The 21,291-nt window shown below is 71.5% G+C and carries 20 protein-coding genes; 16 read left to right on the top strand and 4 right to left on the bottom strand.

Annotation, left to right across the window (positions count from 1 at the left end; translation table 11 throughout):
- Positions 1 to 220: 220 nt before the first annotated feature.
- The 3 genes from ACFY4A_RS37395 (at position 221) to ACFY4A_RS37385 (ending at position 2,866) form a co-directional block, all read left to right on the top strand.
- On the top strand, positions 221 to 1,426 hold the full coding sequence (locus tag ACFY4A_RS37395; RefSeq protein ID WP_390833771.1) for a sensor histidine kinase: 1,206 nt from the start codon (positions 221 to 223) through the stop codon (positions 1,424 to 1,426).
- Positions 1,427 to 1,499: 73 nt separating this feature from the next.
- The gene (locus tag ACFY4A_RS37390) at positions 1,500 to 2,171 is read left to right on the top strand and encodes a response regulator (protein WP_390833770.1); all 672 of its coding nucleotides are present in this window, start codon (positions 1,500 to 1,502) and stop codon (positions 2,169 to 2,171) included.
- 32 nt (positions 2,172 to 2,203) lie between these two features.
- On the top strand, positions 2,204 to 2,866 hold the full coding sequence (locus tag ACFY4A_RS37385) for an AAA family ATPase (RefSeq protein ID WP_390833769.1): 663 nt from the start codon (positions 2,204 to 2,206) through the stop codon (positions 2,864 to 2,866).
- Between the two features lie 214 nt (positions 2,867 to 3,080).
- Here ACFY4A_RS37385 and ACFY4A_RS37380 read toward each other — a convergent pair whose 3' ends face one another.
- A complete protein-coding gene (locus ACFY4A_RS37380) occupies positions 3,081 to 4,187 on the bottom strand; it encodes a DUF5937 family protein (RefSeq protein WP_390833768.1) in 1,107 nt (368 codons plus the stop codon).
- An 88-nt stretch (positions 4,188 to 4,275) separates the two neighbouring features.
- The gene (locus ACFY4A_RS37375) at positions 4,276 to 5,499 is read right to left on the bottom strand and encodes a threonine aldolase family protein (protein ID WP_390833767.1); all 1,224 of its coding nucleotides are present in this window, start codon (positions 5,497 to 5,499) and stop codon (positions 4,276 to 4,278) included.
- 197 nt (positions 5,500 to 5,696) lie between these two features.
- On the opposite strand from ACFY4A_RS37375, the gene ACFY4A_RS37370 reads away from it, so the two are divergent.
- The 10 genes from ACFY4A_RS37370 to ACFY4A_RS37325 all read left to right on the top strand — a co-directional run bounded on the left by ACFY4A_RS37370 (position 5,697) and on the right by ACFY4A_RS37325 (position 13,986).
- The gene (locus ACFY4A_RS37370; protein ID WP_390833766.1) at positions 5,697 to 6,629 is read left to right on the top strand and encodes a Rossmann-like and DUF2520 domain-containing protein; all 933 of its coding nucleotides are present in this window, start codon (positions 5,697 to 5,699) and stop codon (positions 6,627 to 6,629) included.
- 8 nt (positions 6,630 to 6,637) lie between these two features.
- Entirely contained in the window at positions 6,638 to 7,648 is a 1,011-nt protein-coding gene (gene panC / locus ACFY4A_RS37365; protein ID WP_390833773.1) for a pantoate--beta-alanine ligase, read from the top strand.
- Positions 7,645 to 9,375: an L-aspartate oxidase gene (locus ACFY4A_RS37360; RefSeq protein WP_390833765.1), complete on the top strand. Its 1,731-nt coding sequence runs from the start codon at positions 7,645 to 7,647 to the stop codon at positions 9,373 to 9,375. The genes panC and ACFY4A_RS37360 overlap by 4 nt, the downstream gene beginning before the upstream one ends.
- A 5-nt stretch (positions 9,376 to 9,380) precedes the next feature.
- Complete coding sequence (nadC, locus tag ACFY4A_RS37355) at positions 9,381 to 10,358, top strand: carboxylating nicotinate-nucleotide diphosphorylase (protein WP_390833764.1); 978 nt, start codon at positions 9,381 to 9,383, stop codon at positions 10,356 to 10,358.
- 5 nt (positions 10,359 to 10,363) lie between these two features.
- Entirely contained in the window at positions 10,364 to 11,161 is a 798-nt protein-coding gene (locus ACFY4A_RS37350; RefSeq protein ID WP_225076891.1) for a type III pantothenate kinase, read from the top strand.
- Positions 11,162 to 11,236: 75 nt separating this feature from the next.
- Complete coding sequence (locus ACFY4A_RS37345; RefSeq protein WP_390833763.1) at positions 11,237 to 12,019, top strand: hypothetical protein; 783 nt, start codon at positions 11,237 to 11,239, stop codon at positions 12,017 to 12,019.
- Positions 12,020 to 12,073: 54 nt separating this feature from the next.
- Positions 12,074 to 12,262: a hypothetical protein gene (locus ACFY4A_RS37340; RefSeq protein ID WP_390833762.1), complete on the top strand. Its 189-nt coding sequence runs from the start codon at positions 12,074 to 12,076 to the stop codon at positions 12,260 to 12,262.
- Positions 12,263 to 12,425: 163 nt separating this feature from the next.
- Positions 12,426 to 12,890 carry a BlaI/MecI/CopY family transcriptional regulator gene (locus ACFY4A_RS37335; RefSeq protein WP_390833772.1) on the top strand — a complete coding sequence of 155 codons (465 nt, stop codon included), beginning with the start codon at positions 12,426 to 12,428 and terminating at the stop codon, positions 12,888 to 12,890.
- 9 nt (positions 12,891 to 12,899) lie between these two features.
- Positions 12,900 to 13,433 carry an amino-acid N-acetyltransferase gene (locus ACFY4A_RS37330; protein WP_390833761.1) on the top strand — a complete coding sequence of 178 codons (534 nt, stop codon included), beginning with the start codon at positions 12,900 to 12,902 and terminating at the stop codon, positions 13,431 to 13,433.
- A gap of 217 nt (positions 13,434 to 13,650) precedes the next feature.
- Positions 13,651 to 13,986 carry an Lsr2 family protein gene (locus ACFY4A_RS37325; RefSeq protein ID WP_390833760.1) on the top strand — a complete coding sequence of 112 codons (336 nt, stop codon included), beginning with the start codon at positions 13,651 to 13,653 and terminating at the stop codon, positions 13,984 to 13,986.
- Here ACFY4A_RS37325 and ACFY4A_RS37320 read toward each other — a convergent pair.
- Positions 13,965 to 14,633 (bottom strand): SCO3374 family protein, encoded by a 669-nt coding sequence (locus ACFY4A_RS37320; protein WP_390833759.1) that lies wholly within the window; start codon positions 14,631 to 14,633, stop codon positions 13,965 to 13,967. The genes ACFY4A_RS37325 and ACFY4A_RS37320 overlap by 22 nt on opposite strands.
- A 441-nt stretch (positions 14,634 to 15,074) precedes the next feature.
- Here ACFY4A_RS37320 and ACFY4A_RS37315 point away from each other — a divergent pair, with 441 nt between their 5' ends.
- Both ACFY4A_RS37315 and ACFY4A_RS37310 read left to right on the top strand, forming a co-directional pair.
- A complete protein-coding gene (locus ACFY4A_RS37315; RefSeq protein WP_390833758.1) occupies positions 15,075 to 17,600 on the top strand; it encodes an ATP-dependent Clp protease ATP-binding subunit in 2,526 nt (841 codons plus the stop codon).
- Positions 17,601 to 18,038: 438 nt separating this feature from the next.
- Entirely contained in the window at positions 18,039 to 18,614 is a 576-nt protein-coding gene (locus ACFY4A_RS37310) for a M23 family metallopeptidase (RefSeq protein WP_390833757.1), read from the top strand.
- A 59-nt stretch (positions 18,615 to 18,673) separates the two neighbouring features.
- On the opposite strand, the gene ACFY4A_RS37305 is transcribed toward ACFY4A_RS37310, so the two are convergent.
- Positions 18,674 to 19,270, bottom strand: a complete 597-nt coding sequence (locus tag ACFY4A_RS37305; protein WP_390833756.1) for a TetR/AcrR family transcriptional regulator — start codon at positions 19,268 to 19,270, stop codon at positions 18,674 to 18,676.
- Positions 19,271 to 19,420: 150 nt separating this feature from the next.
- Between ACFY4A_RS37305 and ACFY4A_RS37300 the strand changes: the two genes are divergently transcribed.
- Positions 19,421 to 21,013 carry an MDR family MFS transporter gene (locus ACFY4A_RS37300; RefSeq protein ID WP_390833755.1) on the top strand — a complete coding sequence of 531 codons (1,593 nt, stop codon included), beginning with the start codon at positions 19,421 to 19,423 and terminating at the stop codon, positions 21,011 to 21,013.
- Positions 21,014 to 21,291: the final 278 nt, after the last annotated feature.

The following is a 21,291-nucleotide window of genomic DNA, read 5'->3' as shown; positions in this document are numbered from 1 at the left end:
TACGCGGACGACCCTCCGCCTTGCGATGCACCGCACCAGACGCCGCGGGGCCCGCCCTCCGGGCGGACGGCGCTACTTTCGAAACACGCCCTAGGGTCCGCCCGGCCGGAGCGAGGCGTACAAGTGATCAATGCCTCCACCTTGGGGAGTACGAGGCCCCCGTGCGGATCGGCCCTTCGGCTGACCCCTGCCCCTGTGCCGCTTCCCTACTCTGGGTTACGTGCAGCGCCTCTATGACTTCCTCCGCGGGCACCCGATGTGGGTGGACGGCTCCTGGGCCCTCATCCTCCTCGGGCTTTCCAGCGTGAGTGTGTCGAACATCAACGGGGCGCCCGGCCACCACGGTTCGGTCGGCGCGGCCCTGGCCCTGTCCTTCGTGCTGTGCGTGGTCGTCGCACTGCGCCGCCGGATGCCGGAGAAGATGCTGGTCCTGGCGGGCGCGGCGGGCCTGGCGCAGCTGGTCTTCGACGTGGAGACGATGGCCGCCGACTTCGCCATGCTGGTGATCATCTACACGGTCGCCACGATCGGCGCCCGCTGGGCCTCCCGGTTCGCCCTGACCGGCGGGCTGTGCGCGGCGACCCTCGCGCAGATGCGCTGGCCGCAGCACGACGCGGGCGCCCTGGGCAATGTCGCGATAACCGTCTTCCAGACGGTGCCGTTCGCCCTCGCCTGGGTGCTCGGCGACTCCATGCGCACCCGCCGCGCCTACTTCGCGCAGCTGGAGGAGCGCGCCGCCCGTCTGGAGAAGGAACGCGAGGCGCAGTCCAAGGTCGCGGTCGCCGCCGAACGCGCCCGGATCGCGCGCGAGCTGCACGATGTGGTCGCGCACAACGTGTCGGTGATGGTGGTGCAGGCCGACGGCGCCGCCTACGTCCTGGACGCCGCGCCCGACCAGGCCAAGAAGGCCCTGGAGACGATCTCCTCCACCGGCCGCCAGGCCCTCGCCGAGATGCGCCGCCTGCTGGGCGTGCTGCGCACCGGCGAGCACCAGGAGAGCGGCGAGTACGTGCCGCAGCCCGACGTCGACCAGATCGAGGAACTCGTCGAGCAGTGCCGGGGCTCCGGACTGCCCGTCGACTTCCGGATCGAGGGCACCCCGCGCCCGCTGCCCAGCGGGGTCGAGCTCACCGCGTACCGCATCGTGCAGGAGGCCCTCACCAACACCCGCAAGCACGGCGGGCCGAACGCGGGCGCGAGCGTGCGCCTGGTCTACTTCGACGACGGCCTCGGACTGCTCGTCGAGGACGACGGCAAGGGCGCGCCGCACGAGCTGTACGAGGAGGGCGGCGCCGACGGCCGGGGGCACGGCCTGATCGGCATGCGCGAACGCGTCGGCATGGTGGGCGGCACCCTCGACGCGGGTCCGCGCCCCGGCGGCGGCTTCCGCATCAGCGCCCTGCTGCCGCTCAAACCGGTGCACTGACGCCCGCGCACGCCCCGCTGACACCTGTCGCGCACCCGCCCGACCCGCCGATGACGAACGGAAGAGGACCCCGATGACGATCCGCGTGATGCTCGTCGACGACCAGGTGCTGCTGCGCACCGGATTCCGGATGGTGCTCGCCGCCCAGCCGGACATGGAGGTCGTCGCGGAGGCGGGCGACGGCGTCGAGGCCCTCCAGGTGCTGCGCGCCACCGCCGTCGACGTGGTGCTGATGGACGTGCGCATGCCAAAACTGGACGGTGTCGAGGCCACCCGCCGCATCTGCTCCGAGCCCGACCCGCCGAAGGTGCTCATCCTGACCACCTTCGACCTCGACGAGTACGCCTTCTCCGGGCTGAAGGCGGGCGCCTCCGGGTTCATGCTCAAGGACGTGCCGCCCGGCGACCTGCTCGCCGCGATCCGCGCCGTGCACAGCGGAGACGCCGTCGTCGCGCCCTCAACCACCCGCCGGCTGCTCGACCGGTTCGCCCCGATGCTGCCCACGGGCGGCAAGAAGCCCCAGCACAAGGAACTCCAGCGGCTCACCGAGCGCGAGCGGGAGGTCATGGTCCTGGTCGCGCAGGGCCTGTCGAACGGCGAGATCGCCGCCCGGCTGGTGCTGTCCGAGGCGACGGTGAAGACCCACGTGGGACGCATCCTGACCAAGCTGGGCCTGAGGGACCGGGTGCAGGTGGTGGTCCTGGCCTACGAGACGGGGCTCGTCCGGGCCGGCGGACACGGCTGAACGGCGTACGCGGCCGTCGGTAGGGTCTGCGCATGCTCCTGTGGATCAACGGTCCCTTCGGGGGCGGCAAGACACAGACCGCACACGAGATCCAGCGCCGTCTGCCCGGCAGCGTCCTCTGCGATCCCGAACGTGCCGGGTTCGGCCTGCACCGCACGCTGCCGCCCGAACTGCGCGGGGACTTCCGGGACTTGGTGTCCTGGCGGCAGGGGGTGGTGGAGGTCCTGGACCTGGCCCTCACCCGGCATGAGGGGGTCGTGATCGCCCCCATGACCGTCACCGACGCCGGTCAGTTCGCCGAGACCGTCGGGCGGCTGCGCGAACTGGGCCACGACGTACGCCACTTCACGCTCCTCGCGGAACGCGAGACCGTTCTGAAGCGGCTGCGGGAGCGAGGGCTCGGGCACCTCATCGGATATGTCGCCGGGAAGAACTTCGCTGCGGGCAGGGAGAGCTGGGCCGTGCAGCAGCTCGACCACTGTCTCGAGCGGCTGCGCGAGCCGGAGTTCGCCGAACACCTGTGGACCGACCACTCGACCGTGCCGAAGACCGCGGACCGGATCGCCGTCCTGGCCGGCCTGACGCTGCGGCCCAACACCGAGGGCCCGCTGCGGACGCGACTGCGGCAGGCGAAGGTCGGGGTCCGGCACATCCGCTTCGACGGGCCCCGCCGGACGCCCGGCTCAGGTGACTAGGACCTCTCGTTCGGATCATGCCGGGCTCGCGGGCCCTGGTGCCGCTCCCCCAAGCTGCTTCGAGCAGGGGTACCCCCAGCCGCGTTGTCGTCGGGCGGCAGGGCCCTGCCGCCCTCCTCCGCCTGCCGATGCTCCCCCACCGCGTGAAGGGCGTGGGAGGTGCCCCCGGCACCAGACCCCGCTCCCTGATCCGGCCCGATCCGAACGAAAGGCCCTAGCGGAGCACCCCTTCGAGGAAGTCGCTGCCCAGCCGGGCGACCGTCGCGACGTCCAGCTGGTGCAGCACGTACCGCCCCCGGCGCCGGGTGGTGACCAGGCCCGCCTTCTTCAGCACGCTCAGGTGCCGGGATATCTCCGGCGCGGTCATGCCGTGCACCTGGGCCAGCTCGCTGGTGGTGAACGCGCTGCGGGCCAGGCTGCGGCACAGCCGCATCCGCACCGGGTGGGACAGGGCGGTCATCCGCAGGGTCAGCTGCTCCACCGAGGGCGGGGCGGCGAGCTCCGGGGAGCCGACCGGGTAGTGCAGCACCGGCTGCCAGCCGTGCCGGTGCAGCACCATCAGATGGGGCCAGCCCAGGCTCGTCGGCACGAGCAGCAGGCCGCCCTCCGCCGTGGCCGTGCGGCCCTCGCCCAGCTTGTCGACGGTGATCCGGCCGGCCGCCTCGTCGAGCGCCACCGCCGGGGACACCGCCGCAAGGGCCTCGGCCAAACCCTTGCGGCGCAGCAGCTCCGTCTTGTGCCGGGTGTCGGCCGCGAGCTGGTGGCGCAGCCGGGACCAGGTCTGCGCGAAGAACGCCTCGTCGCAGTCCTCGAGGAACTGCCGCAGCCAGGCCCTGATGCGCGGCGGATCGGCCAGGAGCCGCTCGGTGAACCGCACCTGCTGCGGCCCGCGCGCGGCGGCCAGCTCCACGGCGCGGCGGCGCAGCCCGCTGTCGGCGAGGGGTCCCGGGCCCGGCAGGCCGTACGGCAGGGCGCAGGTGAACTCCAGGGCGGCGTCCACGAACTGCTCGTCGGACAACTTGTCGAGGATGTCCAGTTCGTCGGCGAGCGTCGCGCCCGGGAGCGTGGAGCCGCCGGGCACGCCCGCGCACGGCAGGAAGAGGTCGGAGAACGTCGTCCGCCACAGGAAGTCCGCCTCGCACATCCGGTCGGCCAGGTGCGAGTCGAGCCGGGCGGTGACGCCGGTCACCCAGCCCTGGAGACCGGGGTGGTGCCCCGGCTCGGACAGCGCGTGCAGCGCCATGCAGAGCTCGGCCAGGGGCGCGGGCACGACGGCCACCCTCTCCGGCCGCAGCCCCGCGATGTCGATCCGCACACTCATGCCCCCATGGTGCCCGCACCCACTGACAACACCACCGCCGAGCGACGGGGCCCGCTGCCCGTGCGCGGCGCCCTGGTGGGGCGGTGGGCTACTCGTCGGTCTTCTTGGGGAGGCGGGCGGTGAAGTCCGCCACTGCCGCTCGTACGTCGTCCGCGGTCCATTCCAGGCCCTCGGCCCGGACGGAGACCTCGGTGCGGGCCAGGCGCGGCCCCGGGGCGTCCCAGCCGCTGGTGAAGAGCATCGTGCCCGTCTCCTCGGCGGTCCGGAGCGCGGCCTGTGCGACCGCGTCGGCCTCGTACGGCAGCCAGACCTGGAACTCGTGGGTGTGCGGCTCGGCCGGGTGGACGTGGCACCAGGGCAGCCCGGCCGCGGCGAACCCCTCGCGCAGCGCGGCGGCCACCACGCGCGCGTGCCGCACGTACTCCGGCAGCCGGGGCAGCTCCCGCTCCAGCCCGGCCAGTGCCGACAGCACCGTCGGGAACTGCTGGAAGACGTTGCCGCCGTACCGGTGCCGCCAGGTCGTGGCCTCCTCCACCAGCTCCCTCGGACCGGCGAGCGCGGCGCCGCCGTAACCGGCGAGGGACTTGTAGAACGACACGTACACACTGTCGGCCAGGTCCGCGATCTCCTCCAGCGGCCGGCCGAAGTGCACGGTGGACTCCCACAGGCGCGCGCCGTCGAAGTGCACCACCGCGTCCCGCTCGCGTGCCGCGTCCGCGAGCTCGACGAGCTCCTCCCACGTGGGCAGCAGGAACCCGGCGTCCCTGAGGGGGAGTTCCAGCATCAGCGTGCCGAAGGGCTCGTCGAGGGTGCGCACCTCCTCGGCGGTCGGCTGGCGGGGCTCGCTCGTCACACGCACCGGCCGCAGCCCGGCGACCTGGCTGAAGGCGTGCCTCTCGTGCACCTCGGGATGGGCCAGCGCGTGCAGCGCGACCGCCGGGTCGCCGGTGCGGCCCGCCCAGCAGCGCAGGGCCACCTGCTGGGCCATCGTGCCGGTCGGGAAGAAGGCGGCGGCCTCCTTGCCGAGCAGGCCGGCGACCTTCTCCTCCAGGGCCTCGACGACCCCGTTGCCGTACATGTCCGACGACTCGTCGAGGTCGTACACCTCCCGCGCCCCGTCCAGCAGCGCCAGCCGCTCCCGGAGCGTCCCCAGGAACCCGGGGCGCGCCAGCACGCGCTCCGCGCTCCGGCACGCGGCTGCGCGCCGCTTCCGGAGCCGCTTGTGCCGTTCCCCGTCCGAGATCCGCTCCCCGTCCGAGACCCGTTCTTCGAGCTCTGCGTCCCGTGCGTCCTGCCCCGCCGTATCACTCATGCCCCGGATCATCGCGCGTCCGGGACACGGCGGGCACCCGTATTTCCCGCCTCGCGGCCCGTCATTCCCCGCCCCGCGGCCCGTGCGGCGGAGCCACAGCCTGTGGACGGCCGGACCGACCCCGGAACCGATCGCGTTAACATGACGAGAAATCGTCCGGTACCCCGAGCGGACTGGAACGGGAAGGTCACCGTCGCGTGAGTAGCAGCCAACAACCAGACCCCAGGGACCGCCCCGCGCGGCTCACCGTCGGCGTCGTCGGCGCCGGCCGGGTGGGCCCCGCGCTCGCCGCGTCCCTCCAGCTCGCCGGGCACCGTCCGGTGGCTGTCTCCGCGGTCTCCGACGCCTCCAGGCGGCGGGCCGGGCTGATGCTCCCCGACGTGCCCGTGGTGCCGCCCGCCGACGTGCTCGAACGGTCCGACCTGGTGCTGCTGACCGTCCCCGACGACACCCTTCCCGGACTGGTCGCGGGCCTCGCCGAGACCGGCGCGGTACGGCCCGGGCAGCTGCTCGTGCACACCTCCGGGCGGTACGGCGCGAAGGTGCTGGACCCCGCCCTGCGCGCGGGCGCGCTGCCGCTGGCCCTGCACCCGGCGATGACCTTCACCGGCACGCCCGTGGACGTGCAGCGGCTGGCTGGCTGCTCCTTCGGCGTCACCGCTCCCGAGGAGCTGCGGCTGGCCGCCGAGGCCCTGGTCATCGAGATGGGCGGCGAGCCGGAGTGGATCGCCGAGGAGATGCGGCCGCTGTACCACGCGGCGCTCGCGCTCGGCGCCAACCACCTGGTGACGCTGGTCGCCCAGTCCATGGAGCTGCTGCGCGAGGCCGGCGTCGAGGCCCCCGACCGGATGCTCGGCCCGCTGCTCGGCGCCGCCCTGGACAACGCCCTGCGCTCCGGCGACGCGGCCCTGACCGGCCCGGTCGCGCGGGGGGACGCCGGTACGGTCGCCGCCCACGTCGCCGAACTGCGCCGGCACGCCCCGCAGACCGTCGCCGGCTACCTGGCGATGGCCCGCGCCACCGCCGACCGCGCGCTCGCCCACGGCCTGCTCAAGCCCGAACTGGCCGAGGACCTGCTGGGGGTACTCGCCGGCGGCACGAACCTGCCCGAGAACGGGGAAGACCGATGAGCCGTCGCATGCTCGAACTCGCCCCCACGGTGGGCGATCTGACGTACGTGCGCGACCACCACGCGGCCCGGGGCCGCACCGCCGTCGTGATGACCATGGGCGCCCTACACGAGGGCCACGCCACCTTGGTCCGCGCGGCCCGCGAACACGTCGGCGACGAGGGCTTCGTGATCGTCACCGTCTTCGTCAACCCGCTCCAGTTCGGCGCGGGCGAGGACCTCGATCGCTACCCGCGCACTCTGGAGGCCGACCTCAAGGTGGCCGAGCAGGCGGGCGCCGACGCCGTGTTCGCACCGTCCGTCGAAGAGGTCTACCCCGACGGTGAGCCGCAGGTCAGGATCACCGCAGGGCCCATGGGCGAGCGCCTGGAGGGCGCCAGCCGGCCGGGGCACTTCGACGGCATGCTCACCGTCGTCGCCAAGCTGCTGCACCTCACCCGCCCCGACGTGGCCCTGTACGGGCAGAAGGACGCCCAGCAGCTCGCGCTGATCCGCCGCATGGTGCGCGACCTCAACATAGGGGTGGAGATCGTCGCCGTGCCGACCGTGCGCGAGGACGACGGACTGGCCCTGTCCAGCCGCAACCGCTACCTCTCCCCGCAGGAGCGGCACACCGCCCTGGCCCTCTCCCAGGCGCTGTTCGCGGGCCGCGACCGGCACGCCGCCCAGGAGGCGCTGCGCGCGCGGGCCCGTGAGGTGCCCTCCACGCGCGCGCGTGCCGAAGCCCTCAGCGCCCTCGGGGAATCCCGCGCGGCGGCCGACGCCGCGGCCGTCGCCAAGGCCTCCCCGGGCGCCGCCGCGGCCGTCCGTGCGGCCGCCCAGCTGGTCCTGGACGAGGCCGCGCGCTTCGACCCGCCGCTGGAACTCGACTACCTGGCCCTGGTCGACCCGTCCGACTTCACCGAGATCGGGGACGACTTCACCGGCGAGGCCGTCCTCGCCGTCGCCGCGCGGGTAGGGGCGACCCGGCTGATCGACAACCTCCCGCTCACCTTCGGAACCCTGGGAGCCGCCTCGTGACCAGCACAGGCATACGACTGCACGCGCCCGCGCCCGGATGGTCCATCGCGGCGGACGTCGTGGTCGTCGGCTCCGGCGTCGCCGGCCTCACCGCCGCCCTGCGCTGCGAGGCGGCCGGCCTGACGACCGTCGTCGTCACCAAGGCCCGCCTCGACGACGGCTCCACCCGCTGGGCACAGGGCGGCATCGCCGCGGCCCTCGGCGAGGGCGACACCCCCGGGCAGCACCTGGACGACACCCTGGTGGCCGGCGCCGGCCTGTGCGACGAGGAGGCCGTACGGATCCTCGTCACCGAGGGCCCCGACGCCGTACGGCGGCTGATCTCCACCGGCGCGCACTTCGACACCGACGACGAGGGCGGCATCGAGCTCACCCGCGAGGGCGGCCACCACCGCCGCCGGATCGCGCACGCGGGCGGCGACGCGACCGGCGCGGAGATCTCCCGCGCGCTCGTCGAGGCGGTGCGCGTACACGGCTTGCGCACCATCGAGAACGCGCTCGTGCTGGACCTGCTCACGGACGCCGAGGGCCGCACCGCGGGCGTGACCCTGCACGTCATGGGTGAGGGTCAGCACGATGGCGTGGGCGCCGTGCACGCACCCGCGGTGGTCCTCGCGACCGGCGGCATGGGCCAGGTCTTCTCCGCGACCACGAACCCGTCCGTCTCCACGGGCGACGGCGTGGCGCTCGCCCTGCGCGCGGGCGCCGAGGTCTCCGACCTGGAGTTCGTGCAGTTCCACCCGACTGTGCTCTTCCTCGGCGCGGACGCCGAGGGCCAGCAGCCCCTCGTCTCCGAGGCGGTGCGCGGCGAGGGCGCCCACCTGGTCGACGGCGACGGTGTGCGCTTCATGACCGGGCAGCACGAACTGGCCGAACTCGCCCCCCGGGACATCGTCGCCAAGGGCATCATGCGGCGGATGCGGGAGCAGGGCACCGAGCACATGTTCCTCGACGCCCGGCACTTCGGCGCCGGCATGTGGGAGCACCGCTTCCCGACGATCCTGGCCGCCTGCCGCGCCCACGGCATCGACCCGGTCACCGAGCCCGTCCCGGTCGCCCCGGCCGCCCACTACGCCTCCGGAGGCGTGCGCACCGACTCCCACGGCCGGACGACCGTGCCGGGCCTGTACGCGTGCGGTGAGGTGGCCTGCACCGGCGTGCACGGCGCCAACCGCCTCGCCTCCAACTCCCTCCTGGAGGGCCTGGTCTACGCCGAGCGCATCGCCGCCGACATCGCACGGGAGCACTCGGAGAACGGCCTGCACGCGTGCGTGCCGGAACCCGTCCCCTACGCCGAGACGCCCTCCCACCCGCTGCTCGCCCCCGAGACCCGGTTCGCCATCCAGCGGATCATGACCGAGGGGGCGGGCGTGCTGCGGTCCGCCGCGTCGCTGGCCCGGGCCGCCGACCAGCTGGAGCGGCTGCACGCCGAGGCCCGCTCGGCCCTGGAGGAGAACGGCAAGACCGCCGAGCCGGGCGTCGACACCTGGGAGACCACGAACCTCCTGTGCGTGGCCGGCGTCCTGGTCGCCGCCGCCCGGCTGCGCGAGGAGACCCGCGGCTGCCACTGGCGCGAGGACCGCGCCGAGCGGGACGACACCCACTGGCGCCGCCACATCGTCGTACGGCTGAACCCGGACGGCACGCCTGCCGTGCACGCCACGGACACCGCAGAGTTCCCCCCGACCCGCCCCGGGGCCCCGGCCCCGCGTCCCCTGGAGCAGTGACACAAGTGAGCAGCGAAGACCTTCCCCTCGCCTCGAACGGCGGCTGCGGCGACGGCTGTGCCTGCGGCGCGGACGCCGACGAGGAGTACCTGGAGTGCGGGCTCGACCCCGCGCTCGCCCAGCTCCTGGCGGACGCCGGACTCGACCCCGTCGAGGTCGAGGACATCGCCAACGTCGCCATCCAGGAGGACCTGGACCACGGCGTGGACGTGACGACCGTCGCGACCATCCCCGAGGACGCCGTGGCCACGGGCGACTTCACCGCGCGCGAGACGGGCGTGGTAGCGGGCCTCAGGGTCGCCGAGGCGGTGCTCTCGGTGGTCTGCACGGACGAGTTCGAGGTCGAGCGGCACGTCGAGGACGGCGACCGCGTCGAGGCCGGGCAGAAGCTGCTGTCGGTCACCACGCGCACGCGTGACCTGCTGACCGGCGAGCGCAGCGCGCTCAACCTGCTGTGCCGCCTGTCCGGCATCGCGACCGCAACGCGCGCCTGGGCGGACGCGCTGGAGGGCACCAAGGCGCGCGTGCGCGACACCCGCAAGACCACGCCGGGCCTCAGGTCGCTGGAGAAGTTCGCCGTCCGGTGCGGCGGCGGTGTGAACCACCGCATGTCGCTGTCGGACGCTGCCCTGGTCAAGGACAACCACGTGGTGGCGGCCGGCGGCGTGGGGCAGGCCTTCAAGGCCGTACGGGAGGCCTTCCCGGACGTGCCGATCGAGGTCGAGGTCGACACCCTGCACCAGCTGCGCGAGGTCGTGGACGCCGGCGCCGATCTGATCCTGCTGGACAACTTCACGCCCGGCGAGTGCGAGGAGGCCGTGGCCATCGTCGACGGCCGGGCACTGCTGGAGGCATCGGGCCGGCTGACCCTGGGGAACGCCGGGGCGTACGCCGAGACCGGCGTCGACTTCCTGGCCGTCGGGGCCCTGACCCACTCCTCGCCGATCCTGGACATCGGCCTGGACCTGCGCGAGGCGGAGTGACGGCCATGCTCCTCACGATCGACGTCGGCAACACGCACACCGTGCTGGGCCTGTTCGACGGGGAGGACATCGTCGAGCACTGGCGCATCTCCACCGACGCGCGCCGCACGGCCGACGAGCTGGCGGTGCTGCTTCAGGGCCTGATGGGCATGCACCCGCTGCTCGGCGACGAACTGGGCGAGGGCATCGACGGCATCGCCATCTGCGCGACCGTGCCGTCGGTGCTCCAGGAACTGCGCGAGGTGACGCGGCGCCACTACGGCGACGTGCCCGCCGTGCTCGTCGAACCCGGCGTCAAGACGGGCGTGCCGATCCTCTTCGACAACCCCAAGGAGGTCGGCGCCGACCGCATCATCAACGCGGTGGCGGCGAACGAGCTGTACGGCGGCCCGGCGATCGTCGTCGACTTCGGTACGGCGACGACCTTCGACGCCATCAGCGCGCGCGGGGAGTACGTCGGCGGGGTCATCGCGCCCGGCATCGAGATCTCCGTCGAGGCGCTGGGCGTCAGGGCGGCGCAGCTGCGGAAGATCGAGGTGGCCCGGCCGCGGAGCGTGATCGGCAAGAACACGGTCGAGGCGATGCAGGCCGGCATCATCTACGGGTTCGCCGGGCAGGTCGACGGCGTGGTCAGCCGCATGGCCCGGGAGCTGGCCGACGATCCGGACGACGTGACGGTGATCGCGACGGGCGGGCTGGCGCCGATGGTGCTCGGCGAGTCCTCGCTGATCGACGAGCACGAGCCGTGGCTGACCCTCATCGGGCTGCGGCTGGTCTACGAGCGGAACGTCTCGCGCCCCTGATGGGGCTGCGACACCCCCACACGCCGCACTCGCGACTTATGTCGAATTTGTCTGATTAGCGCGTATCGTCGGCCTATGCCTACGCCATACGGAACCCGCGGCGGCATGGCGTTCGGCGCGGAGGAGCTGCTCGTGCTCCGCCGCGCCCTCGCCCTCGCCCTTCAGCCCCGTCCCGCCAGCGCCGAAGACGTGCGGGACTGTCGCCGGCTCGCCGAGTCACTCGACGAGGCGATGCACGAGGGTGTCCGGCTGCGCGCGTTCCTGGTGGCCGACCTCGCCCGGTACCGCGCCGCCCTCCCCGGCGCGGCCGCCGGCTACCTCGCGCTCCTCGCCGAGTGCCTGGGCGCGGGCCACCGGCCCACGGACGACGACCTGGCCGCCCTGGGCGCCCTGCGCGGCGACCCGGCCGCAGCGGCCCTCCTGCACCGCTGCCGGACGCTCACCCCGCCCGGGGCACCCCCTCGCGCGCCCGCCGCCGCACGCCCCCTCCCGGCCGCCCGCCCGGCCCCCGCCGAACCGCCGGCCTCGGCCGTCCCGACCGGCTCCGTCCACCCGATCGGCCCCCTCCGTCCGGCCGGAGGCGTCCCGTCGGCCGTAGCGGCCTCCCGCGGTGCGCTTCAGGCGGTCGCGGGCGGGCTGCCGGGAGGCCGGGGGAGGCAGCAGCAGGACGGCGGGGACGAGAAGCCCGCCCAGAAGCCCGCCGCGAAGCCGGGGGAGCGGCCCGCCCCCGCGCAGCCCGGGACGGCGCCGGCGCCGAAGCCCGTTCGGCGGCCCGTGCCCACGCCGGGCGAGGTCTTCCCGCGGCGGAAGCCGGGCCCGCCGTCCGGGAAGCCGCAGCAGCGTCTCGCGGCGGTGTGACGCTCCGGGCCACCCCGCCCCGGTTCGTCCCGCCGTCGTGGCTACTCTGGATCCATGGACTACGTCTCCGCACTCCTTCCCCCGGTCGTCATGGCCGCGTTCTTCATCGCTCTGGTCAGGGTGATCGTGAAGACCCAGGGCGGGGCCGCCAAGGCCAAGGAGGACGCGGCCGTGGACGCCGCCCTCGCGCGTGCGCAGAGCGGCTCCCGGACCTCCGGGGCCGGCGCGCCGACCGACGCCTGAAAACGGCGTACGACCCCCGCGTGAGGCCACCTCACCATGGGGTGGTACGTCCTTTTTGTTCACGTTTGGCGCCGAAGGCGTACGTTCGGCACGCCATTGCCGGGATCTCCCACTAGGGTGCTGAGTTGTGCCTCGGCCCCTGGGAGAACTCGAAGACGCGGTCATGACGCGGGTGTGGAAGTGGAACCGCCCGGTGACCGTTCGAGAAGTCCTGGAAGACCTTCAGCGGGAGAGGTCCATCGCGTACACCACGGTGATGACCGTTTTGGACAATCTCCATCACAAGGGCTGGGTGCGCCGCGAAGCCGAGGGCCGGGCCTATCGATATGAGGCCGTCTCCACCCGTGCCGCCTACGCCGCCGCACTGATGAACGACGCCTGGTCCCAGAGCGACAACGCCGCCGCCGCTCTCGTCGCCTTCTTCGGGATGATGAGCGACGAACAGCGGCAGGCCCTGCGGGATGCCGTGCGCATCGTCGAAGGCACCGCCGAAGGCGTCATCGGGGGAACCGGCGCCCCCGAAGTCACCGGTGAAGTCCCGGATACCGCCCAAGCCCCGGATACCGCCCAGGCTCCGGAAACCCGTGACGAGAACCCCGGCTCGGCACGGGACGGCCGCGGGCGATAGCGTCCGCTCATGTCCGTAGAACGTCCCGAAGAGACCGCAAAAGCCATCACCGTCCGACGGGCCCGGACCGGCGATGTCCCCGCAGTGCGCCGACTGCTGGACGCCTACGTTCGCGGCGGCATCCTGCTCGACAAAGCGACGGTGACGCTTTACGAGGACATCCAGGAGTTCTGGGTCGCCGAACGGGACGACAACGCCGAGGTCGTCGGCTGCGGCGCACTGCACGTGATGTGGGAAGACCTGGCGGAAGTGCGCACTCTCGCGGTGAAGCCGGGACTGAAGGGCGCCGGGGTCGGACATCGGCTGCTGGAGAAGTTGCTCGAGACGGCACGCAGGCTCGGCGTTCGCCGCGTATTCTGCCTGACCTTCGAAGTGGACTTCTTCACGAAGCACGGCTTCGTGGAGATCGGTGAGACGCCCGTCGACGCCGATGTCTACGCGGAGCTGCTGCGTTCCTATGACGAGGGTGTCGCGGAGTTCCTCGGTCTCGAACGAGTGAAACCGAACACCCTGGGCAACAGCCGGATGCTTCTGCATCTGTGATCGACATTCCGTCAGGCCCGGCATGCCCGCGTTCCCTATGTCCGAAACGCGCATGTTTCCGGACGGGGTGAGTGCCTGGTCTCTCCCAGGGGTTTGTGTTTTTCCCGCAAAAGCGGTTTGCTTTCCGGCGTACTGCTGCACTGCATATAACAGGGGACGGCGAATCGGCGGACACCGGCCATCCCCGGTCCTCACGTTATCGATGAAAGGAAATCCGGTGGCACAGAAGGTTCAGGTCCTTCTTGTCGACGACCTCGACGGCGGCGAGGCGGACGAGACCGTGACGTTCGCGCTGGACGGCAAGACCTACGAGATCGATCTCACCACCGCCAATGCGGACAAGCTCCGTGGTCTTCTCGAGCCCTACGTCAAGAGCGGCCGGCGAACCGGGGGTCGCGCTTCGGGGGGACGCGGAAAGGCGCGTGCCGCTTCCGGCGGCGGCCAGGACACCGCGCAGATCCGCGCCTGGGCGAAGGAGAACGGCTACGAGGTCAACGACCGCGGCCGTGTTCCCGCGTCCATTCGCGAGGCCTACGAGAAGGCCAACGGCTGATCAGGGGCCTGTGTCAGCCCCTCGCGGAACGGGAACGGCTGGGCGCACGCGCGCCGCAACCGGATCCGGTGGACGTGTGTCGCCACCGTGTCCACCAGGCGTACGAGATCGGGGGTGCCCCCACCGCCCCCCACGGCCGACAGAGTCGGCAGCGAGGCCTCGACCTCGCACCCAGACCCGGGGGGCCGCAGCCACACGGCGGCCCCCTGTGAACCGGAGCGGCCGGGGTTGAGCGGCCGCGGACTGGCGCCCGGGGGCGGCGGAGCGTCCATCAGTGCGCCCGCGCCCAGGGCCACCACGTCCAGGTCCAGCGCCGACGGGCCCCACTCCAGCCACTCCAGCAGTCCGGGCAGCTCCTCCGCGCTGCCCGCGGCGACCAGCAGCCGCATCCGGTCCCCCCGCACGGCCACCGGAGAGCCGGGCCACAGATGGCGCAGCGCCACACGTCCGGCCTCGGCGGGCACGTCCAGGACGTCGAAACGGCGGCCCACCACAAGTCGTACCGGTGCTCCGGGCACCGTGCCCCAGCCCAGTTCGTTCTCGTACCAGTGCCGCCAATGCCGCCAGTCCCGCTCCCCGTCTCCGGGGGCCGGCGGCTGACGGGGAGAGGGGACCGGAACGGGGACCGTGGAAGGGCTGCCGACCATGCCTGAGAAACAGCCCGAAACGCGTCGGAGTTACGCTCGGTATCAGTGTGTGTGCGAAGTGTGCCGAACGAGAGGGGCCCGCGAGGGTGGGAAAGGGCGCAAGGTTGTTCGCCCATAGCTGAGGGAACTCGGGCACGCGGCATGCAATGTCAGTCGGTACGGGTAAGAGATGCCTAGTGGGAGGGGGCGACACGCAGGCGGCACCCGGGCAGCGGAGTCTCACGTTCGCCATCGGCGTACTGGCGACTGGGGTAACTGCCTGGCCTGCGGGAACATCGTCTCGCACCATCGGGTTGGAGCAGATGTCGGCGTTCGGGGTCAGGAGGCCAAGGACGGTGTCGGCAGTTGGAATGAGCGGTCCCCGCTTGCGGGACTAAGCTGCGGAAGGACAGGGAGGGGAAGTTCCCCCCACTGCCTGACCGCTCTGAGGAGCGATTAACGATGTTCGAGAGGTTCACCGACCGCGCGCGGCGGGTTGTCGTCCTGGCTCAGGAAGAAGCCCGGATGCTCAACCACAACTACATCGGCACTGAGCACATCCTCCTGGGCCTGATCCACGAGGGTGAGGGTGTCGCCGCCAAGGCCCTTGAGAGCCTCGGGATTTCGCTCGAGGCGGTCCGCCAGCAGGTGGAGGAGATCATCGGCCAGGGCCAGCAGGCGCCCTCCGGCCACATTCCCTTCACCCCCCGTGCCAAGAAGGTCCTGGAGCTGTCGCTCCGGGAGGCCCTTCAACTGGGCCACAACTACATCGGCACGGAGCACATCCTGCTCGGCCTGATCCGTGAGGGCGAGGGCGTCGCCGCCCAGGTCCTGGTCAAGCTGGGCGCAGACCTCAACCGGGTGCGGCAGCAGGTCATCCAGCTGCTCTCCGGTTACCAGGGCAAGGAGACCGCCACCGCCGGCGGTCCTGCCGAGGGCACCCCCTCGACGTCCCTGGTCCTCGACCAGTTCGGCCGGAACCTCACCCAGGCCGCTCGCGAGTCCAAGCTCGACCCGGTCATCGGGCGCGAGAAGGAGATCGAGCGGGTCATGCAGGTGCTGTCCCGCCGTACCAAGAACAACCCGGTGCTGATCGGTGAGCCCGGCGTCGGCAAGACCGCCGTCGTCGAGGGCCTCGCGCAGGCCATCGTCAAGGGCGAGGTGCCCGAGACCCTCAAGGACAAGCACCTCTACACCCTGGACCTCGGTGCCCTGGTCGCCGGCTCCCGCTACCGCGGTGACTTCGAGGAGCGCCTGAAGAAGGTGCTCAAGGAGATCCGCACCCGCGGCGACATCATCCTGTTCATCGACGAGCTGCACACGCTGGTCGGTGCGGGTGCCGCCGAGGGCGCCATCGACGCGGCGAGCATCCTCAAGCCGATGCTGGCCCGCGGTGAGCTGCAGACCATCGGTGCCACCACCCTGGACGAGTACCGCAAGCACCTGGAGAAGGACGCGGCCCTGGAGCGCCGCTTCCAGCCCATCCAGGTCGCCGAGCCGTCCCTGCCGCACACGATCGAGATCCTCAAGGGCCTGCGCGACCGGTACGAGGCGCACCACCGCGTCTCCATCACCGACGAGGCGCTGGTCCAGGCCGCCACCCTGGCCGACCGGTACATCTCGGACCGCTTCCTGCCGGACAAGGCGATCGACCTGATCGACGAGGCCGGCTCCCGGATGCGCATCCGCCGGATGACCGCGCCGCCGGACCTGCGCGAGTTCGACGAGAAGATCGCCGCCGTCCGCCGGGACAAGGAGTCCGCGATCGACTCGCAGGACTTCGAGAAGGCCGCCTCCCTGCGCGACAAGGAGAAGCAGCTCCTGGCCGCCAAGGCCAAGCGGGAGAAGGAGTGGAAGGCAGGCGACATGGACGTCGTCGCCGAGGTCGACGGCGAGCTGATCGCCGAGGTCCTCGCCACGGCCACCGGCATCCCGGTCTTCAAGCTGACGGAGGAGGAGTCCAGCCGCCTGCTCCGCATGGAGGAGGAGCTGCACAAGCGGGTCATCGGCCAGAACGACGCCGTCAAGGCGCTGTCCAAGGCGATCCGGCGTACGCGTGCGGGTCTGAAGGACCCGAAGCGTCCGGGTGGCTCGTTCATCTTCGCCGGCCCGTCCGGTGTCGGTAAGACCGAGCTGTCCAAGGCGCTCGCCGAGTTCCTCTTCGGTGACGAGGACGCGCTGATCTCCCTCGACATGTCGGAGTTCAGCGAGAAGCACACGGTCTCCCGCCTCTTCGGTTCGCCCCCCGGCTACGTGGGCTACGAGGAGGGTGGCCAGCTCACCGAGAAGGTGCGCCGCAAGCCGTTCTCGGTCGTCCTGTTCGACGAGGTCGAGAAGGCCCACCCGGACATCTTCAACTCGCTGCTGCAGATCCTGGAGGACGGTCGCCTGACCGACTCCCAGGGCCGGGTCGTGGACTTCAAGAACACGGTCATCATCATGACGACCAACCTCGGCACCCGGGACATCTCCAAGGGCTTCAACCTGGGCTTCGCGGCCTCGGGCGACACGAAGACCAACTACGAGCGCATGAAGAACAAGGTGTCGGACGAGCTCAAGCAGCACTTCCGGCCCGAGTTCCTCAACCGCGTCGACGACGTGGTGGTCTTCCCGCAGCTGACGCCGGGCGACATCCTGCGGATCGTCGACCTGATGATCGGCAAGGTGGACGAGCGTCTGAAGGACCGGGACATGGGCATCGAGCTCTCCCAGTCCGCCAAGGAGCTGCTGTCCAAGAAGGGCTACGACCCCGTTCTGGGCGCCCGGCCGCTGCGCCGGACCATCCAGCGCGAGATCGAGGACACGCTCTCGGAGAAGATCCTCTTCGGCGAGCTGCGCCCCGGTCACATCGTGGTCGTGGACACCGAGGGCGAGGGCGAGTCCCAGACCTTCACCTTCCGAGGTGAGGAGAAGTCCGCGCTGCCGGACGTCCCGCCGATCGAGCAGGCGGCCGGTGGACCCGGGCCGAACCTGAGCAAGGAGGCGTAAGCCTCAGCGGCGTCCGAGAGGGGCCGGTGCCTTCGGGCACCGGCCCCTCTCGTGTGCCGGTGTGCCCGCGGCCGAGGGGGCTGCCCGTTGAGACGCGGGCCACATGGCCTCCGTCACAGGGAAAAGGCGTCCACCCCCACTCTCCGGTGACATGGCACACAAGCGCTCCGACACGTACTACGGCGCTTAGTGGGGGACAGGGCTTGAAATAACGGACATTTAAGGCAATGAAATATTACGGAATGGGTTCTCTACAGGGCATTTGTCCTGAATGGGGGACACGTCAAGAGACATACGACACTGCCCTCTCTTACTACTTTCTGTCGTAGTAGGGGTGTTTGAGCGTCGGTGACCGGCGGGGTTACCAAGGGATGGCCCGCCCGGCGAAGGCACATGCGTCCGGGTGGTTCTCATTGCCCCCGACCCCCAGAGGTTTCGATGTTCCAGCGCGCCACGTCCCGTTCCGCCCGTACGACCAAGCTCCGTACCCGCGCCGCTGTCCTGGCCGCCGGTCTGGGGGTCTCCTTCGCGATGGGCGCGGGAGTAGCGTCCGCCGCCGAGACCGCGGCGGCCCCCGCCGCCGTCGCGCAGTCGGCCGCCTGGACCGCGCCGGTGAAGCAGTTCGCGCTCAGCGCCGGCTTCAACCAGGCCGGCGGTCACTGGGCGCACAAGCACAGCGGCCAGGACTTCGCCGTGCCGATCGGCACCAAGGTCGTCGCCGCGCACGGCGGCACCGTAGTCAAGGCCGGCCCCAACGGCGCCGGTGACGGCCCCGCCTACGGCAACGCCATCGTCATCAAGCACGCCAACGGGACGTACTCCCAGTACGCCCACCTCTCCCGCGTCGACGTGCGGATCGGCCAGGTCGTCGCCACCGGTCAGCACATAGCCCTGTCCGGCAACACCGGCAATTCCACCGGCCCGCACCTGCACTTCGAGATCCGCACCACCCCGAACTACGGCTCCGCGGTCAGCCCGCTGGCCTTCCTGCGCTCGCAGGGCGTGGCCATCTGACCGGCCGAACGCCGCACCGCACCGCCGCCCGCTGAGCAACAGCGGGCGGCGGACGCGCGTCAGGGCCCCTGCGCGCCCCGGTGCGCCTGGGTCACCAGGTCGATGGCGACCTCGAGGACGGCCTTGCGCCGCTCCGCGGGGTCGCCCTCGAGGTCCTGCATGACGAACATCCCGGCGTGCAGCGTGAAGATGGCGCTGACGCAGCGGACCTGGTCGGCCAGGCTCGCGCCCGGGTCGATGATGATGTCCCGCAGGCCGCGCATCCGGTCCTTGAAGGTGTCCCCGATGCGCAGCTCCCGTACGGTCGCCTGGTTCTCCTGCATGAAGCGGAACAGCGGCGCCGCGTCGGCGAGCGCCTGGTCGTAACGGCGGACGATCTCCTGTTTGGTCTCCAGCGTGTGCGGCTGCCGTCGGCCCCACTCGATCAGGTCCTCCATCGGCCGTGTGAGGCTTTCGAACAGGCTGACGAGGATCTCTTCCTTCGTCTTGAAGTGGTAGTACAGGGCCGCCTTGGTGACGTCGAGACGCTCGGCGATCTCGCGCAGGGAGGTCTTCTCGTAACCCTGCTCGGCGAAGAGTTCGAGTGCCACGTCCTGGATGCGCTGGCGGGTGTTGCCGCGGCGCTGCTGCCTGGTGCCGTCCATCGTGACGTCCATCTTCGTACTCCTCGCGCTCCCTGGACACCTTGCCTGCCGGCCGGTCGGCAAAACTTACTTGACGACCGGCTAGTTAAGGGTCTACTTTCCAGAGTGTAATCAACTTGCCGGGCGGCAAGTAAGTACCAGTCGACTGGGGGAGTAGGACGGATGGCGGACAGCGCGAAAGCCGGGCCGGCGACGGCCGAGGCCGGCAAACAACCCAGGAGCGTGCGGGTCGTCCTGCTCGCCCTCATGATCGCGATGATGCTCGCGATGCTCGACAACATGATCGTGGGCACCGCGATGCCGACGATCGTCGGTGAGCTCGGCGGCCTTCAGCACCTGTCCTGGGTCGTCACCGCCTACACCCTCGCGACCGCCGCGGCCACCCCGCTGTGGGGCAAGCTCGGCGACATGTACGGGCGCAAGGGCGCCTTCATGACCTCGATCGTCATCTTCCTGCTCGGGTCCGCGCTGAGCGGCATGGCCCAGAACATGGGCGAGCTGATCGGCTTCCGCGCCGTCCAGGGCCTCGGCGCGGGCGGTCTGATGGTCGGTGTGATGGCCATCATCGGCGACCTGATACCGCCGCGGGAGCGCGGCAAGTACCAGGGCATGATGGCCGGTGTCATGGCGCTCGCGATGATCGGCGGCCCCCTGGTCGGTGGCACGATCACCGACAACTGGGGCTGGCGCTGGTCCTTCTACATCAACCTCCCCCTCGGCGCGGTGGCCCTCGTCGCGGTCAGCGCCGTACTGCACCTGCCGAAGAAGCGCGCCGAGGCGCGGATCGACTACCTGGGCGCCGTGCTGCTGACCGTCGGCATCAGCTCCATCGTCCTCGTCACCACCTGGGGCGGCACGGAGTACGCCTGGACCTCCGCGCGGATCATGGAGCTCATCGCGATCGGCGTCGTCGCGCTCGTCGGGTTCGTGCTCTGGCAGACCAAGGCCGCCGAGCCGATCGTGCCGCTGCACATCTTCCGCAGCCTCAACTTCAGCCTGATGTCGCTGATCGGTTTCATCACCGGCTTCGTGATGTTCGGCGCGGTGCTGTTCCTGCCGCTGTACCAGCAGTCGGTGCAGGGTGCCTCCGCGACCAACTCCGGTCTGCTGCTCCTGCCGATGCTGGCCGCGATGATGGTCGTGTCGCTGATCGCGGGCCGGGTGACCACCAACAGCGGCCGGTACAAGGTCTTCCCGGTCGTCGGCAGCGTCCTGATGATCGCCGGGCTGTACCTGCTGTCCCTCATGGACACCGGCACGACCCGCCTCACCTCCGGCCTCTACATGGCCGTCCTGGGCGCGGGCATGGGCTGCCTGATGCAGATCACCATGCTGGTCGCGCAGAACAGCGTGGAGCTGAAGGACATGGGCGTGGCGTCCTCGTCCACCACCCTCTTCCGTACGCTCGGCTCCTCCTTCGGTGTCGCGATCATGGGCGCGCTGTTCAACAACCGCGTCCAGCACGAGATGGCCGAGCGGGCCGGTGCCCTGGGCCGCGGGATCACCGAGCAGTCGGCACAGCTGGACGCGGCGAGCCTCGCCAAGCTGCCGGCCCAGGCCCGCGAGGCCTACCAGCACGCTGTGTCCGCCGGCACGCACTCGGCGTTCCTGCTGGGCGCCGTGGTGGCGGTGGTCGCGCTCGTCACGGCGGTGTTCGTCAAGGAGGTCCCGCTGAGGGGAGCGGGACCAGCCGCGGGGGACCGGGCCGACGCGGGCGAGGCGCAGGCGCGTCAGGACGTGGCGGAGGCCGTCTGACCGCCCGAGCCGCGGTCGCGTGGCGCAGGCCGTCCGGACCGCCTGGGCCGAACGTGAGTGGGGCCCGTGGAAGTCCGCCGGGAGCGGATTTCCACGGGCCCCAGGCATGTCCGCCGCGGGCCCGCGGCCGTCCGCCCTCCCGCTGCCGCGCGCAGGACCGCGGCGGGCGGCCCCGTCCGCCACGCCCGACCGGCCGGCCGGCGCACCTGGCCGGCCGCAGCGTCCTGGCCGGCACCGCGGCGGCCACGGACCGCCCCGGAGCGGGCGGCCACGGACCG

The sequence above is a fragment of the Streptomyces sp. NPDC001292 genome (genome assembly GCF_042896465.1).
Taxonomy (GTDB): Bacteria; Actinomycetota; Actinomycetes; order Streptomycetales; family Streptomycetaceae; genus Streptomyces.
The sequence above is the reverse complement of the archived record's forward strand: the minus strand, read 5'-3'. Positions and strand labels throughout refer to the sequence as shown.

Excerpts from the sequence above, each read along its gene's own strand:
- ACFY4A_RS37390 (WP_390833770.1), top strand. The coding sequence starts at position 1,500 with ATGACGATCCGCGTGATGCTCGTCGACGACCAGGTGCTGCTGCGCACC.
- ACFY4A_RS37385 (WP_390833769.1), top strand. The coding sequence starts at position 2,204 with ATGCTCCTGTGGATCAACGGTCCCTTCGGGGGCGGCAAGACACAGACC.
- ACFY4A_RS37380 (WP_390833768.1), bottom strand. The coding sequence starts at position 4,187 with ATGAGTGTGCGGATCGACATCGCGGGGCTGCGGCCGGAGAGGGTGGCC.
- ACFY4A_RS37375 (WP_390833767.1), bottom strand. The coding sequence starts at position 5,499 with ATGAGTGATACGGCGGGGCAGGACGCACGGGACGCAGAGCTCGAAGAA.
- panC (WP_390833773.1), top strand. The coding sequence starts at position 6,638 with ATGCTCGAACTCGCCCCCACGGTGGGCGATCTGACGTACGTGCGCGAC.
- ACFY4A_RS37350 (WP_225076891.1), top strand. The coding sequence starts at position 10,364 with ATGCTCCTCACGATCGACGTCGGCAACACGCACACCGTGCTGGGCCTG.
- ACFY4A_RS37345 (WP_390833763.1), top strand. The coding sequence starts at position 11,237 with ATGCCTACGCCATACGGAACCCGCGGCGGCATGGCGTTCGGCGCGGAG.
- ACFY4A_RS37340 (WP_390833762.1), top strand. The coding sequence starts at position 12,074 with ATGGACTACGTCTCCGCACTCCTTCCCCCGGTCGTCATGGCCGCGTTC.
- ACFY4A_RS37335 (WP_390833772.1), top strand. The coding sequence starts at position 12,426 with ATGACGCGGGTGTGGAAGTGGAACCGCCCGGTGACCGTTCGAGAAGTC.
- ACFY4A_RS37330 (WP_390833761.1), top strand. The coding sequence starts at position 12,900 with ATGTCCGTAGAACGTCCCGAAGAGACCGCAAAAGCCATCACCGTCCGA.
- ACFY4A_RS37320 (WP_390833759.1), bottom strand. The coding sequence starts at position 14,633 with ATGGTCGGCAGCCCTTCCACGGTCCCCGTTCCGGTCCCCTCTCCCCGT.
- ACFY4A_RS37315 (WP_390833758.1), top strand. The coding sequence starts at position 15,075 with ATGTTCGAGAGGTTCACCGACCGCGCGCGGCGGGTTGTCGTCCTGGCT.
- ACFY4A_RS37310 (WP_390833757.1), top strand. The coding sequence starts at position 18,039 with ATGTTCCAGCGCGCCACGTCCCGTTCCGCCCGTACGACCAAGCTCCGT.
- ACFY4A_RS37305 (WP_390833756.1), bottom strand. The coding sequence starts at position 19,270 with ATGGACGTCACGATGGACGGCACCAGGCAGCAGCGCCGCGGCAACACC.
- ACFY4A_RS37300 (WP_390833755.1), top strand. The coding sequence starts at position 19,421 with ATGGCGGACAGCGCGAAAGCCGGGCCGGCGACGGCCGAGGCCGGCAAA.